At 54.1% G+C, this 14154-nt stretch carries 12 protein-coding genes and 1 pseudogene; 12 read left to right on the top strand and 1 reads right to left on the bottom strand.

The window, feature by feature from the left end; translation table 11 throughout:
• Positions 1-39 precede the first annotated feature (39 nt).
• Positions 40-1554, bottom strand: a pseudogene (locus tag L21SP2_RS09275) (ABC-F family ATP-binding cassette domain-containing protein); the annotation flags it as partial.
• 213 nt (positions 1555-1767) lie between these two features.
• Here L21SP2_RS09275 and L21SP2_RS17220 point away from each other — a divergent pair.
• The 12 genes from L21SP2_RS17220 (at position 1768) to L21SP2_RS09215 (ending at position 14063) form a co-directional block, all read left to right on the top strand.
• Complete coding sequence (locus tag L21SP2_RS17220) at positions 1768-2574, top strand: TetR/AcrR family transcriptional regulator (protein WP_024268241.1); 807 nt, start codon at positions 1768-1770, stop codon at positions 2572-2574.
• Between the two features lie 82 nt (positions 2575-2656).
• Positions 2657-2869, top strand: coding sequence for a hypothetical protein (locus tag L21SP2_RS09265; protein ID WP_024268240.1), 213 nt, complete (start codon positions 2657-2659; stop codon positions 2867-2869).
• A gap of 6 nt (positions 2870-2875) precedes the next feature.
• Entirely contained in the window at positions 2876-3886 is a 1011-nt protein-coding gene (locus tag L21SP2_RS09260; RefSeq protein WP_024268239.1) for a calcium/sodium antiporter, read from the top strand.
• Positions 3887-5374 (top strand): THUMP domain-containing class I SAM-dependent RNA methyltransferase, encoded by a 1488-nt coding sequence (locus L21SP2_RS17215; RefSeq protein ID WP_024268238.1) that lies wholly within the window; start codon positions 3887-3889, stop codon positions 5372-5374.
• Between the two features lie 187 nt (positions 5375-5561).
• Positions 5562-6902: a M18 family aminopeptidase gene (locus tag L21SP2_RS09250; protein WP_024268237.1), complete on the top strand. Its 1341-nt coding sequence runs from the start codon at positions 5562-5564 to the stop codon at positions 6900-6902.
• A gap of 3 nt (positions 6903-6905) precedes the next feature.
• Positions 6906-7319: a YqfO family protein gene (locus tag L21SP2_RS09245; RefSeq protein ID WP_024268236.1), complete on the top strand. Its 414-nt coding sequence runs from the start codon at positions 6906-6908 to the stop codon at positions 7317-7319.
• The gene (locus tag L21SP2_RS09240) at positions 7319-8086 is read left to right on the top strand and encodes a class I SAM-dependent methyltransferase (RefSeq protein WP_024268235.1); all 768 of its coding nucleotides are present in this window, start codon (positions 7319-7321) and stop codon (positions 8084-8086) included. The genes L21SP2_RS09245 and L21SP2_RS09240 overlap by 1 nt, the downstream gene beginning before the upstream one ends.
• 43 nt (positions 8087-8129) lie before the next feature.
• On the top strand, positions 8130-9257 hold the full coding sequence (locus L21SP2_RS09235; protein WP_024268234.1) for a thymidine kinase: 1128 nt from the start codon (positions 8130-8132) through the stop codon (positions 9255-9257).
• A 123-nt stretch (positions 9258-9380) separates the two neighbouring features.
• The gene (locus L21SP2_RS09230; protein ID WP_024268233.1) at positions 9381-10445 is read left to right on the top strand and encodes a BMP family lipoprotein; all 1065 of its coding nucleotides are present in this window, start codon (positions 9381-9383) and stop codon (positions 10443-10445) included.
• A gap of 101 nt (positions 10446-10546) precedes the next feature.
• Positions 10547-12064: an ABC transporter ATP-binding protein gene (locus tag L21SP2_RS09225; RefSeq protein ID WP_041402639.1), complete on the top strand. Its 1518-nt coding sequence runs from the start codon at positions 10547-10549 to the stop codon at positions 12062-12064.
• A 40-nt stretch (positions 12065-12104) separates the two neighbouring features.
• Positions 12105-13118 carry an ABC transporter permease gene (locus tag L21SP2_RS09220; protein ID WP_211233444.1) on the top strand — a complete coding sequence of 338 codons (1014 nt, stop codon included), beginning with the start codon at positions 12105-12107 and terminating at the stop codon, positions 13116-13118.
• Positions 13119-14063, top strand: coding sequence for an ABC transporter permease (locus L21SP2_RS09215; protein WP_024268230.1), 945 nt, complete (start codon positions 13119-13121; stop codon positions 14061-14063).
• Positions 14064-14154: the final 91 nt, after the last annotated feature.

Here is a 14154-nt window from a genome sequence, read left to right as displayed (position 1 = left end):
GGTACCCGGAGCCGTGAATATCAGCAGATCGCTCACACAGTTGTCCAGGAACTCCCGGTCATGACTGATGATAATCACCGTGCCGTTGAAATCCGCCAGCAGATCCTCCAGCAGTTCCAGGGTTTCCATGTCCAGGTCGTTGGTGGGCTCATCCAGGACCAGAACATTGGCGGGCTGAAGAAACAATTTGGCAAACAGGAGCCGGTTTTTTTCACCCCCTGAGAGGATGTGCACCGGCTTGTTGGCATCCCCCGGATCGAAAAGGAAGTCATTCAGATATGCGTTGATATGCCTGGACTTTCCATTAATCACCACGGCATCGTCGTCTCCGGCGATATTTTCCCGGATGGTTTTTGAGGGCTCAAGCTGGTTCCTTAACTGGTCGAAGTACAGAATCGCCAGACCTTCGCCCAGGCGTATTTTCCCTGAATCGGGTTGCAGATCGCCGGTTATGAGCCGGGCCAGGGTGGTTTTGCCGGCGCCGTTTTCCCCCACGATGCCGATTCGATCCCCCCGTAACATGGATGCGGTAAATGAGGATATGATCGGAGCCGTTTCACTGTTGTTCTGATCGCCGGGATCATTTTGCCGGGAAGGATAGCTGAATTGTACTTCTTCCATCTCTGCAACCAGATCCCCTGAGCGCCGGGCTTCTTCAAGGCCGAACCGCACCTGGCCGGTTTTATTCCTGCGTTTGCGATGTTCTTCACGCATGGCCTGCAGTGCCTTTACCCTGCCTTCGTTGCGGGTGCGACGGGCCTTGATGCCTTTGCGCAGCCATGCCTCCTCATCCGCCAGCTTCTTGTCGAAGGCCTCCCGGGCCCTGTCCTGGGCGGCTGCAAGGCTTGCCCTGCGGCGCAAAAACTCATCGTAGCCGCAGTCAAAGCTGTAAAGCTCTCCCCGATCCAGTTCGCTGATACGGTTTGTCACATTTGCGGCAAAGCGGCGGTCATGGGTCACCATCACCAGCGAGATATTGCTCATGGAAAGATGCCGCTCCAGCCATTGGATTGTGGAGATATCAAGGTGGTTGGTGGGTTCATCCAGAAGCAATACATCCGGAAGGCAGGCCAGGGCCATTGCCAGGTGCACCCGGCGCTTCTCCCCGCCGGACAACAGAGAGTATTCCGCGTCAGGATCCACCGAGAGGCGGGTGAAATTCTTGTCCAGCTCCAGGGAAAACTCTTCATACTGATGCTCTTTCGGATGCTCTTTCTGATGAGCTTTGCTTCCGGACAGTTCTTTACCCAAGGCGCCGTTGGAGGGGAGGAGGGCCTTTCCGCGGGGGGAAAAACAGAATTCCCGGGTGCTGCCCTGGAAATCACCCACCGCATCCTGCATGAGCCGGGCGATCCTCACTTCCTTTTGAACGGAAACAGAGCCCCGGTCCGGCTGGATATCGCCGGCGATCAGTTTCAGAAGGGTTGTTTTCCCGCTGCCGTTTCTGCCCAGCAACCCGATTTTATCTCCCGGCTGAATATGCAGGGTTACATCCTCAAAAAGGGCTTCGTCGGAGTAACGTACATGTATGTTTTTCAGACTAATCAATGCCATAGTGAGGCCAGTTATATCATAGCCTGGGCGTTGTGAATATCGCTGACCCGGGATGCTGACCCGGGATGGTGGGGCAGGGGTGTGTGGGGGGGGAGGGAGGAATGAGATCTGAAGCTTTGCGAAATGTGGAGGTGGCCGGCCAGATCGAGCATATCAAAAAAAAGCACCCCCGGATAGTTTGACCACCTGGTCACATTACGGTAATATGCTCTTATGAATCTCTCACCCGAATTTCTTCACGGTCTTGAGATCCCCCGCTACACCTCTGCGCTGGGCAGAAAGAAACTCCTCCAGCTTCTCACAATCGCCATCCAGGAGTTTCTACAACACGGTTTCACCAACACCTCCACCAACAGAATTATGCATAACTCCGGGCTGTCCAAAGGCACCCTCTTCAACATGTTCGGAAGCAAAAAGGGTCTCTATCTTTATCTGATCAAACACTCCACAGTCACTCTGCTCTCTGTTTGCCACCGGAAGCTTTCAACCAGACCTGCGGATTTTCTCCAGCGTCTGCGTTGGCTGGGCGAAGTCTACCTGGATCTGTTCATCCAGGAACCGGCAGCCTTCCGACTTCTCATGACGATCGATGACCCGGGGAATCAGGACATGGCGGCGGAATTTGCACGGGAACACGCCGTGAAAGCAGCAAAAATCCGGCAGCTTATGTTTGATAATATCACCCAAAACACACTCAACATAAACCGGGAGCAGATCCGGCGGATCACAGCAATGATCCTGACTGATGTTAAACAACGCCTTTCCGGACAGCATGATTTTGTCCCGGATCAGCATCCCTCTGCCTCCAGTAAAGCCGCCCTCCAGCAATCTGTCCCACAGGAAGATATCCCACAGAAAGACACCCCCCAGAAAGATGTCGCCCACGAAATTCTTACCGACCTGCTGGCCTTCAGGTCCGGCTTTCTCCAGGACCTGGATGCGATGCTGGCAATATTGCGCCACGGTGTCTACTTCGATATCACATCAGAAAAAACTGACGGCACTGCTGCTCCGGGCTGAAGGCCCATCCGCCGATATCAGAAGTAACAGGATGACAAACATAACAGGATGACAAATCCGCCTGAATGAGTATAATACAGCTATGGGATCAAACAGCTCTGTGAAATACGTACTCACCTACAAGAAGATGGGTGAACTGATCAGCATCGACACCTTCACGTCAGTCTTCGATGCGCTGAACTACTGCCAGACGGAAGGCATTGAAGAACCGGTTGATATTAAGCGCCACGAGATAATCGAGGAACGGATGCTGAACCGTTCCCAGATTTTCGAACTGCTTCAGCGGCCGGAGTAAATCCATATGGCAATAGATATACTACTCAACAGTGGGGCCGTTCTCGCCGGGCTTGTGCTGCTGTATTTCGGCGGGAACTATCTGGTGAAGGGTGCAGGAGGAATGGCCCTCCATTTCAAGGTTGCACCCATCGTTGTGGGACTCACGGTGGTGGCGTTCGGAACCAGTGCCCCGGAACTGTTTGTCAGCCTCTTCTCCGCCCTCCAAGGATATACGGAGATCAGCCTGGGAAATGTGGTGGGCAGCAATATCATCAATATCGCCCTGATCCTGGGGATCTCTTCAATAATCGTGACCATACCTGTGGGCCAGGGGATCGTCTTCAGAGATATTCCCCTCATGTTTTTCAGTTATCTCATTCTGTTCGCCGCCGCACTTCCCATGTTCTGGGAAACCCTGGCTCCCGGGGAAGGACGGATTTTCCGGATAGAAGGGCTTCTGATGATCGCGGCTCTGGTTGCATATGTTCTCTTTCTCTACATGTACAGCAGGCAGCATGAGGATGAAGTATCCGAACTGGTGGAGATGGATGAGATATCCGAAGAGGACGTAAACCGTCCGGTGCCCATCATGCTTCTGGAGATAGCAGGGGGGATCGCCGCATTAGGCTTCGGCTCGGATTTTCTCATTGACGGAGCCTCCTGGATGGCACGGAACCTCTTTGGAGCAAGTGACCGTTTTATCGGAATAACCATTGTGGCATTCGGAACTAGCCTGCCGGAACTGGTAACCAGCGTGATCGCCGCAAGTAAAAAGCAGATGGATATTTCCGTGGGGAACATCGTGGGCAGCAATATATTCAACAGTCTCATGGTGCTGGGTGCCACTTCTCTGGTGACTCCTTTAAGCATCTATGCCGCCGGGTTCACCGTGGACATCCTGGCGATGATTCTTATCAGTCTGCTGCTGTTTCTTGTTCTGCTGTGGCGGCGGAAGCTGGAGCGCTGGAGCGGAGTTCTGTTTCTCATCAGCTACGCAGGATATTTTATCTATCTCCTGCAAAGCAGAGGTGTGTAATTGAAATTTTCTGCAAGCTGCCTGCCGGGCATGGAAGAATTGCTCACCGCTGAATTGAAAGAGCTGGGAGCGGATCAGATATCTCCCGGCCGGCAGGCGGTGAGTTTCCAGGGTGATACACAGATGCTGCTGAACGCTCTGAACCAGCTGCGTTCCGCCCTGCGGGTGTTTCATGTGATATCCCGGCTTCCCCATGACAGCGAGGGCAGACTCTATGCCGGGCTGAAAAAAATCAGCTGGAAAAAGTATCTGAAGATCAGCCAGAATTTTGCCATACAAGCCCTGGAAAGCGGTGGGAAGGCACCCGCCTCCCTGCGATATATCACCCTGAAAACCAAAGATATAATCGTTGACAGCCTGCGCACCCCGGAAGGCCGGCGCCCGTCGGTGGACCGGAACAATCCGGATATCAGCTTTACCGTTCTCTTTCAGAAAAACGACGCTCTCCTGCTGCGGGATGCAGCCGGCACGCCCCTGAGTCAGCGGGGCTACAGAAAAGATCATACCGGAGCCCCCCTGAACGAGGCTCTGGCCTGGGGCATCCTGAGACTCTCCGGATTTTATCCCCGCAAGGGACCGGGAATCCTGGTCGATCCCATGTGCGGCAGCGGCACCTTCAGCATTGAAGCCGCCCGCTATCTGAAAGACCTGGGCATCCCGCCCCATGCTGTCCAGGGCAAGGCAGGTGAAAACCGTACCGGAGCCGCCCGTCCGGATCCGGAACTGACAGATCCGAAACAGCCAGATCTGAAACAGCCAGATCCGAAACCAGCCGACCCGACTTCAACCGATCCGGAATCCGGGCGCCCCAAACCCGGGCACAAAAAAGCATCCGGAGCCATCCTTGTAAAGAAAAAAGCGGCAGCCGGACGGGACTTCATGTGTTACCGCTGGCCGGATGTGGGCGAACAACTCATTTCCGCATCCCGGAAGCGTCCCTCGCCCTCGGTATCTTCATCTTCTGCGGCTGAAAACCGGGGTGGAGGTTCATCTGCCCAGACCCAAAGCGGTCCAAACACATCCGGGGGGAGCTCATCACCTTGGCGGATTATTGCATCGGACCTGGACCCCCGGGCTATACAGATAGCCAGGCGAAACGCATCCAGAGCCGGCGTTGAAGAATATATCGAGTTTTATCAGTCGGATTTTCACAGCCTGCACGAGAGTCTGGATCTTCCCGGGAGCCGGGAACAGGCTGAAAAGAACGCCGGGTCCCAAAACAGAGAGCCAGGGGAACCCTCAGCCACAGCCGCCACGAGGATGATGATCCTGAATCCGCCCTACGATATGCGCCTGCAGGTGGATGATGCCAGGGATTTTTATTCCCGGCTGGGCGACAGCATGAAGAGACACTGGAAGGGATACAAGGTGCACATATTCTCTGCAAACAGAGATGCCCTGAAGCATGTGGGTCTGAGACCCGACACCAAACTGAATCTGAAAAACGGCCAGCTGAATGCGGGACTCTACTCGTATTCCCTGTATTGATCTGCAGATTTTCAGTATTGTGCTGATTTGAAGTTGCCTGGCCAGCCCGGGGTCAGCCGGGCCAGCCCGGGGTCAGCCGGGGCCTGCCCGGGGCCGACCGGGGTCAGCCCGCAGAGGCCGCGGACTGCTCCCGAATCGGCCCAATACTATGCGAACCGACACGAATGCACACGAAGGAGTTTTCAATATGTCTGATTATACACCACGCTACACCACCGATGAGCTGCGGAAGCTGAGCAGCGCACTTTCCACCTACATCGATTCAAGCCCCACCGCTTTTCATGCGGCGGAATACAGCGCCCTCTTGCTGGAAGAGGCCGGTGCCGTTCGTCTGGAGGAAGGCGAACCCTGGAAACTGGAAAAGGGCAGGAAATACTATGTGGTTCGGGACGGGTCCGCCGTCATGGCCTTCTCAACCGGAAGTTTTACGCCCTGGCAGGGCGTATCGGTGGCGGGCACCCATCTGGACAGCCCTTTGCTCAAGCTCAAGGGAAGCGCGTTTCAGTCAAACTCAGGCCGTCTTACCGCAGGCATTGAGGTGTACGGCGGCCCCGTCTACGCCACCTGGCTGGACCGGGATCTGAAGCTGGCGGGACGCTATGTGTTTCAGGGGAAACACGGGCTTGAAGCCCGGAATTTTGTTCTGGAACAGAGCGCCGCCATTATTCCCAACGTTGCCATCCATATGAACCGGGAGATCAATAAATCCTTAAGCTATAATCCCCAGACTGAATTGCGGGCCCTGATTCTTCAGAACAGCTCTTCACCCTCTGAGGATGTGAAGGATCTTCTGGCTCAGGAACACAGTCTGGAAAAAGACGCCATTCTGGATGTGGAAACCTTCCTCGTTCCCGCAGAACAGGGACATTACTTTATTTCGGAAGGGGGGGACTCGCTGTTTACATCCGGCCGGATCGATAACCTTGCGGCAAGTCACGCCGCCCTTTCGGCCTTTATAGAACTGGATCCTTCCGCACAGTCCCGGGATGCGGTTCTCTGCCTCTACAATTCGGAAGAGATCGGCAGCAGAACCCGCAGCGGTGCCGCCGGACGGATGTTTGAATCGCTGTTCACCCGTTATCTGCTGGCAGCCGGACTTTCAGAGGAAGAGCGGATCATCGCCCGGCAGAACAGCTTCCAGATATCCGTGGACGCCGCCCATGCCCTGCACCCCAATTATGCCGATAAGCACGATCCCATGTTCCGACCGGAGCTGAACCGGGGTGTCGCATTGAAGCGCAGCGCAGCCTACAAATACGGTACCGACGCCCTGGTGGCATCCAGATTCATCGACCTGATGAACCGGGAGAAGCTTCCCCTCCAGGAAATGGTGAACCGGGCGGATGTTCCTTCCGGATCCACCATCGGAACTATCTCCATGAGCCTTTCGGATATTCCAACTGTGGATATCGGGATTCCCATGCTTGCCATGCACAGTGCCCGGGAAACAGCCGGCCTTGAGGATCAGATGGACAGTCAGCGTCTGCTGTTCAGCTTTTTCCGGGATTCAGTGAAGAGTCTGGACTGAGCCATGCTGCTGATCTATTTCTTCGTGCCCAAACCATGGAAAGAAGCGGTGAAGGAAGCCATGTTCGCCGCTGGAGCCGGCCGGCAGGGGGAGTACAGCATGGCCTGCTGGGAGACCGCCGGCCGGGGCCAGTTTCTTCCCGGTGAGGGGGCGCAACCGGCAATCGGCAGGCGCTTTTCCCTGCGCAGGGTGAGGGAGTTCAGAGTGGAGATGATCTGCGAAGAGAAGCATGCGGCCCGGGCTGTTCAGGCCCTGCGCCGAACCCATCCCTATGAGGAACCAGCTTTCGGGATTATTCGGCTGGAGGATCCCGCCACGCAGTTTCCCCTCACAAAATCCCACGGAGCAGACCCCCATAGTACAGACGCCGCAGAGCAGCCTTCAATGAAAGAATCTCCCGCCGAAAGAAGCTCCTAATGAACGCTGACGGCGATAATCAACCTGATATCAAATCCGCTTTTATTTATGAGCAGGCACAGCTGTACCGTTCCCTGTTTGAACGCTATGAAGTTGATATAACCTGGCTTTCCCGGTTAATTTCCAGCAGATTCCCCTCCCGGAATCCCCGGATACTTGAGTTGGCCTGCGGTGAGGCCCGGATTCTCAAAGGGCTGGCCTACCGTGGATCCAGCACCCGACTCAGCGGTCTGGATATCTCGCCCCGGATGCTTGAGCTGGCCCGGAGTCTGGTTCCCGATGCCGCCTTGTATCAGACTGATATGAGAGACTTCCGCCTGGGCGAACACTACGATCTCATTCTTCTCATGGCCAACAGTCTCAGTCACATTCTCAGCCGGGAGGATCGCAGGAACGTGTATGATTCTATTTCCCGGCACATGGGTACAGGCGGTCTGGCAGTGTGCGCAGTCCTGACTTCCCGGGGCTATGAGGATTCTCTCAACACCCCGGTGACCATGGGGGAGTGCAGTGATTCCCGGGGAAACAGGTTTGAGGTGTTCGAACAGAGCCGCATGCTGGAGGAGGACACAATTCAGGTGGACTGGTATTTCCAGGCTGAAACATCCGACGCTGATGATCTTCACAATACCTTTACGCTGCACTGCTTTCAGCCCGGGGAACTGGCCGGGGAAATCCGGGAGTCCGGGGGCGAAATTCTTGAAACTCTTCACGGGTTCCGCAGTGATATGGATTTCTGGGATATTCATGTTTACAGAACCGCATAAAACTGTGTAGATTGAACGGCAATTACAGGGGTTTCTTAACGTGATGCTAACAAGCAGCCATTCTTCGGATGCCAGCGAGTTTTTCAAGAGTCTGGGACTTCCGAATGTGCAAATACACCATGCCATAAATCATTTCGATTTCACGAAACCTTCCCGGCGAATTCTGGTGATCGGTCCCATGGGATCGGGGAAGACCGAGTACTCCGCACGGATCTGGCGTGATGCCCGGGTTGCCCTGAACAAATCGAAAGAGTTTGCCAAAAGCACCGTCACCCAGGGCGCGGACCGGCGGAATGTGTTTTTCATCCGCTCCATCCTGGATCTTCAGCGTTTCAGCGACTATCCCGAGGATGCTCTGGCCTACCGGGGCGGATTCGAGAGGCTGGGGGAGAATATCGCCCGGATCTCCGATTCCTTCGGTCTGGAGAAGGTTCTCATGGATAATCCCGAGGCGGGCACCTGGATTCTGGATGAGGCCAGCTTTTACGACGAGCGGATCGCCTATGTAACCAAAAAGGCCAGCATCGAGCGGGGTCTGGTGTTTGTATTTCCCACACTCATTCTGAATTTCAGGAAAGATATTTTCAACTCCAGCGCCCGTCTTCTTCTGGATACCGCCACGGATGTGTTCCCTCTCACCGCATACTGCGAGCATGCCGACTGCATGGCCGATTCGTTTTTTACCTACCGCTACTACCGGGTGGACGGTCAGGAATGCCCGGCGCTGTATTTTGATCCCCTCATAATCGTCGGTGGCGACAACGTGAAAGACGATCCCCGGGAACCCAATTACTGCACCCGCTGCGAGGAACACCATTATCTCCCGGGAAAAGAGTATACATTTCTTATCCTCAAACCCCTGGGGCTGGAGGCGGCCCGGGGAAATCTGGAACCCCTGAAAGGCGAACTGAGCCTGCTGAAAGAGGATATTGCCAACTCGGGACTTGCCAGCCATTTCAATGAAAAATACGACCCCCAGAGCGAGTCGGGCATCGCCAACCGCAGGGCCCTGCTGGTGCCCAATATTGCAGAACGGGCGCTTATCTACCTCTTTGTTGAACAGAACCTCATCGGGGAACAGACCCTGGTGGAACTGGCGGGGGAACTGAGTCTTGATCAGGAATACATCAATCGCAGGCTTGAGGATAACGGCCGGGTGGTTCACTGGTAATGAAATGAACAAAAAGATGCAGCGGAGAACAGGATTTTCAGGAAATTGAACAACAAAGTTTTGACCCTTTGGAAATCATGCTCTACTATTAGCATTAGTAACCTTAAAAAAAGGAGAGGAAAAGTGAAAAAAATTGCACTTTTACTTATGGTTCTCCTCCTGAGCATGGCGGTTTTCGCCGAAGGATCTCAGGAAGGAGCACAGACGAAGGTTGGTATGGTTACAGACGCCGGTACCATTGACGATAAGTCCTTCAACCAGGGAACCTGGGAAGGTATCCAGATGGCGGCGGAAGATTTTGATCTTGATATCAAGTATCTCAAGCCCGTGGGAACCACTGAAGCGGACTACATTCTTGAAATCAGCAATCTTTACGATGCCGGTTACAAGTTTATCGTAACTCCCGGTTTCAAGTTTGAGACTGCGATCTATCAGGCTCAGAGCGAATACCCCGATGCACGTTTCGTGCTTATCGACGGAAGTCCCCACCCCGGAGATTTCAATGTTGAAGTTGCCGACAACACCGTTTCCATTTTCTTCGCAGAACATGAAGCCGGTTTTATGGCAGGGGTTGCCACAGCGCTGCAGCTTGAAGAAGGCGAAGCAGGCTTCATCGGCGGAATGGAAATTCCCCCGGTACAGAAGTTCAACTGGGGTTTCCAGCAGGGTGTAACCTATGCAAATGAAAACCTGGGCACAAACATCACTCTGAATGCAGAAAACGTTCTGTACCAGGGATCTTTCGACAATGTTGCAGCAGGTCAGCAGATCGCCGCTCAGATGTACGAAAAGGGTGTTGATGCTATCTTCTGTGCAGCAGGCGGTGTGGGCGTTGGCGCCATCAACGAAGCCAAGAGCCGTGCACGCTCTGGCGAAGATGTATGGGTTGTGGGTGTTGACGTAGACCAGTATGCCGACGGAATCTATGAGGGTGACAACTCAATTATTCTCACTTCTGCAGTGAAGAAAATTGATCAGGCTGCCTACGACATGATCGAAGCACACCTGAACGGTGAGTTCCCCGGCGGTCAGATTCTTACTCTTGATTCCACCAATAACGGTGTAGGTATCCCCGCAGAAAACCCCAATCTGGATGCTGATGTACAGGCACAGGTTGATGAAGTTTTCGCTCAGGTTATGGACGGCAGCATTGTCGTAAGTGCTGAGCAGGGTAATCTCATCAAGTAATCACTGGTTCAAAAAAGCGGGGGCGCATGCCCCTGTTTTTTTTTCTCCGCTTTTCTTCGTAATTTCTGCGGAGGATGCAGGATGATGATTCGAGGACGGCAATGAGTACAATAATTGAAATGCAGAATATCCGGAAGGAATTTCCGGGAATAGTTGCAAATGACGATATATCACTGACCCTGGAGCAGGGGGAAGTGCACGCACTGCTTGGTGAAAACGGTGCGGGTAAATCCACTCTGATGAGCATTCTCTTCGGTCTGTATCAGCCTGACAAGGGCAGAATTATGGTCCGGGGCAAGGAAGTTGATATCCGCAACCCGACTCAGGCGAATAATCTCGGTATTGGTATGGTTCATCAGCACTTCAAGCTGGTGCATAACTTTACCGTGACAGAGAATATTATTCTGGGTATGGAGCCCATGAACGGCGGGGTAATCGACCGGAAAGGGGCTGCGGAAAAGATTGCAAAACTTTCCAAGCATTACGGATTGAATGTCGATCCTCATGCGAAAATTGAAGATATATCTGTGGGAATGCAGCAGCGGGTGGAAATTCTGAAGATGCTCTACCGGGATGCGGAAGTGCTGATTTTTGACGAACCCACTGCAGTTCTCACCCCCCAGGAGATCCGGGATCTCATGAAGATTATGCGGAATCTCCTGAATGAAGGCAAATCCATTATACTCATCACCCATAAACTCAAGGAGATCAAGGAAGTGGCGGACCGCTGCACGGTTATCCGGCGGGGAAAGGTGATCGGAACCGTGGGTGTGGGTGAAACCAGCGAAGCAGAAATGGCCAGAATGATGGTCGGCCGGGAAGTCTCGTTCCACGTGGACAAGGAAGAGCAGAAGCGGGGAGAACTCACCCTCTCTGTGAAAGATCTGGTGGTGGAAGGCAACCGGGGCGACGATGCGGTGAAAAAGTTCAGCTTCGATTTATATAACGGTGAAATCCTGGGCATTGCAGGGGTGGACGGCAACGGTCAGACCGAGCTGGTTGAAGCCCTTACAGGTCTGCGGCCGGTAAAATCGGGAACCATCGATCTCGACGGTGTGGATATCACCCATAAATCCATTAAAGGAAGGTTCGAAGCCGGGCTGGCGCATATCCCTGAAGACCGGCAGAAACGCGGACTGGTCCTTGACTACTCAATTCAGGAAAACATGATCCTGGAGATCCACGAGCAGGAGCCCTATTCACGTCACGGGTTTCTTCAGTTTGATGAAATCCGGAAGCACGCCGACAAGCTGATTCAGGAATTCGATGTGCGTTCCGGTGAAGGTGCCATTGCCAAAGCCCGGGCGCTCTCCGGCGGTAACCAGCAGAAAGCAATTGTGGGTCGGGAAATCAGTCACGATCCCAACCTGCTTATTGCAGTGCAGCCCACCCGGGGTCTTGATGTGGGATCAATCGAGTACATTCATAAACGGCTCGTGGAACAGCGGGACAGCGGTAAGGCGGTTCTGCTTGTGAGCCTTGAACTGGACGAAATATTGGACCTGGCCGACCGCATCGTGGTAATCAACCACGGTCAGAAAGTAGGCGAGGTGATCACCAGTGAAACCGATGAAAACGAAGTCGGCCTTATGATGGCCGGCATTGAAAAAGGAGCCTGATGTGAAATTTCGCATTCCCCATCAGCTGAAAATCGCATTGATGGCCATAGCCTTCGGTCTGATAATCGGTGCGATTCTCATATTAATAACAGGAAGCAATCCCATCTCCGCATACTGGTCTCTCTTCCGGGGCGGACTGATGAATACCAAACGCTTTGCCAACACTCTGGCAAACGGCACCACCCTCATGCTCACCGGTCTCTCGGTGGCCTTCGCTTTCCGTACCGGACTGTTCAACATCGGTGCGTCAGGTCAGATGCTCATCGGCGGCCTCATGGCCACCATGCTGGGTTTGACCCTGGATCTGCCCAAGCCCCTGCTTCTGCCGATCATGTTCACTGCGTCCATGCTGGGAGGTGCTCTCTGGGGCTTCGTTCCCGGACTGCTGAAGGCAAAGTTCAATGTGCATGAAGTTGTGGCCACCATTATGATGAACTTCATTGCCCTCTGGGTGACCTATTACACCATCCAGGGCGGGTTCACCGCCGAACAGGAAACCCAGTCGGCCAAACTGCCCTTTCAGGCCAGCCTTCAAACCGAGTGGCTCACCAGCCTTACCGACAGATCATTTTTGAACCTGGGGCTGTTTATTGCCATCATCATCGTGATCATCATCGGGGTAATTATCAACAAAACCGTGCTGGGGTATCAGCTGAAAGCCGCCGGATACAACCGCTTCGCCTCCGAGTACGCGGGCATGAACGTGAACCGGAACATCGTTCTCTCCATGGTGATTGCCGGAGCCCTGGCCGGGCTTGCAGGCTTCACCTACTACGCCGGATACTCAAGCCACATGGAAATCGGGAAGCTTCCCACCCAGGGATTCGACGGTATCGCCGTAGCCCTTCTGGGAGCTAACACCGCCGTGGGAGCGCTGCTCTCTGCCATCTTCTTCGGTCTGCTGCAGAACGGAAAAGGCTTCATGCAGTCTATGACCGCCGTACCCCCGGAAATCGGCGACATTATTATCGGTGTGATCATCTACGGTTCGGCGACCAGCATTCTATTCGACAGGATGCTCAACTCATTCCGCCGGAAAGGGAAGGAGGAATAAATGGACATCATCATTCAGATATTTCCCTACGCCATCGCATACACAATTCCTCTGCTCATCACCGCCCTGGGCGGACTGTTCAGCGAACGCTCAGGGGTAGTCAACATCGGTCTTGAAGGGCTCATGATCATCGGTTCCTTCGCCAGCGCGTTCACCATCCGGGTTCTGGAATCCAGCATGGGGGGAAGCGCCATCTGGATCGGCCTGGTTGCCGCCATGATCGCCGGAGCTGCATTCTCCATGCTCCATGCCTTCGCATCGGTATCTCTCAACGCGAACCAGATCATCTCCGGTACGGCAATAAACATGATCGCAGCGGCTGTTACCGTATTCTTTGCCCGGAACATGCTGGGAAGCGGTAACATTCAGATTATCAACAACCTCTCCCGTTTCGACATACCCGTACTTAGCAGGATACCCCTCATCGGACCCCTGTTCTTCACCAACAGCTACGCCACAACCTGGCTGGTTCTCGCCATTCTGGCCGGAGCCTACTACGTGCTCTACTACACACCGCCGGGTCTGCGCCTGCGGGCCTGCGGGGACCATCCACATGCAGCCGATGCAGCGGGGATTAATGTTCGCCTGACCCGGTATCTGGGAGTGGGATTCTCCGGCGCCTTCGCCGGTCTGGGCGGAGGAATAATGATCGTTACATACTCCGGTCAGTTCACCGGAACTGTAGCAGGGCTGGGCTTCCTCTCTCTGGCCTCCCTCATATTCGGTCAATGGAAACCCTTGGGGATTCTGGGCTCCACCTTCTTCTTCGGCTTCGCCACCACAATGGCTAACGTAAGCCAGGTAATTCCTGAGCTGGCGGTATTCCCTCTGGTGCTTCTCAAAAGCTTCCCGTACTTCGCAACCCTGGTGGCACTGGTCATCTTTTCCAAGTCCTCCCAGGCTCCCAAAGCAATCGGCGAACCATTCCAACAGGATAAACGCTGAGCGAACAATCAGGCCGTCTGATCCCCAGATCAGACGGCCTTTTTTTTGCCGCAAAGGGAATGTTGCCGCTTTTAATCTAAAAGGTTGATAC

Origin of the sequence: Salinispira pacifica (assembly GCF_000507245.1) — a bacterium.
Classification (GTDB): domain Bacteria; phylum Spirochaetota; class Spirochaetia; order DSM-27196; family Salinispiraceae; genus Salinispira; species Salinispira pacifica.
The sequence above is the reverse complement of the archived record's forward strand: the minus strand, read 5'-3'. Positions and strand labels throughout refer to the sequence as shown.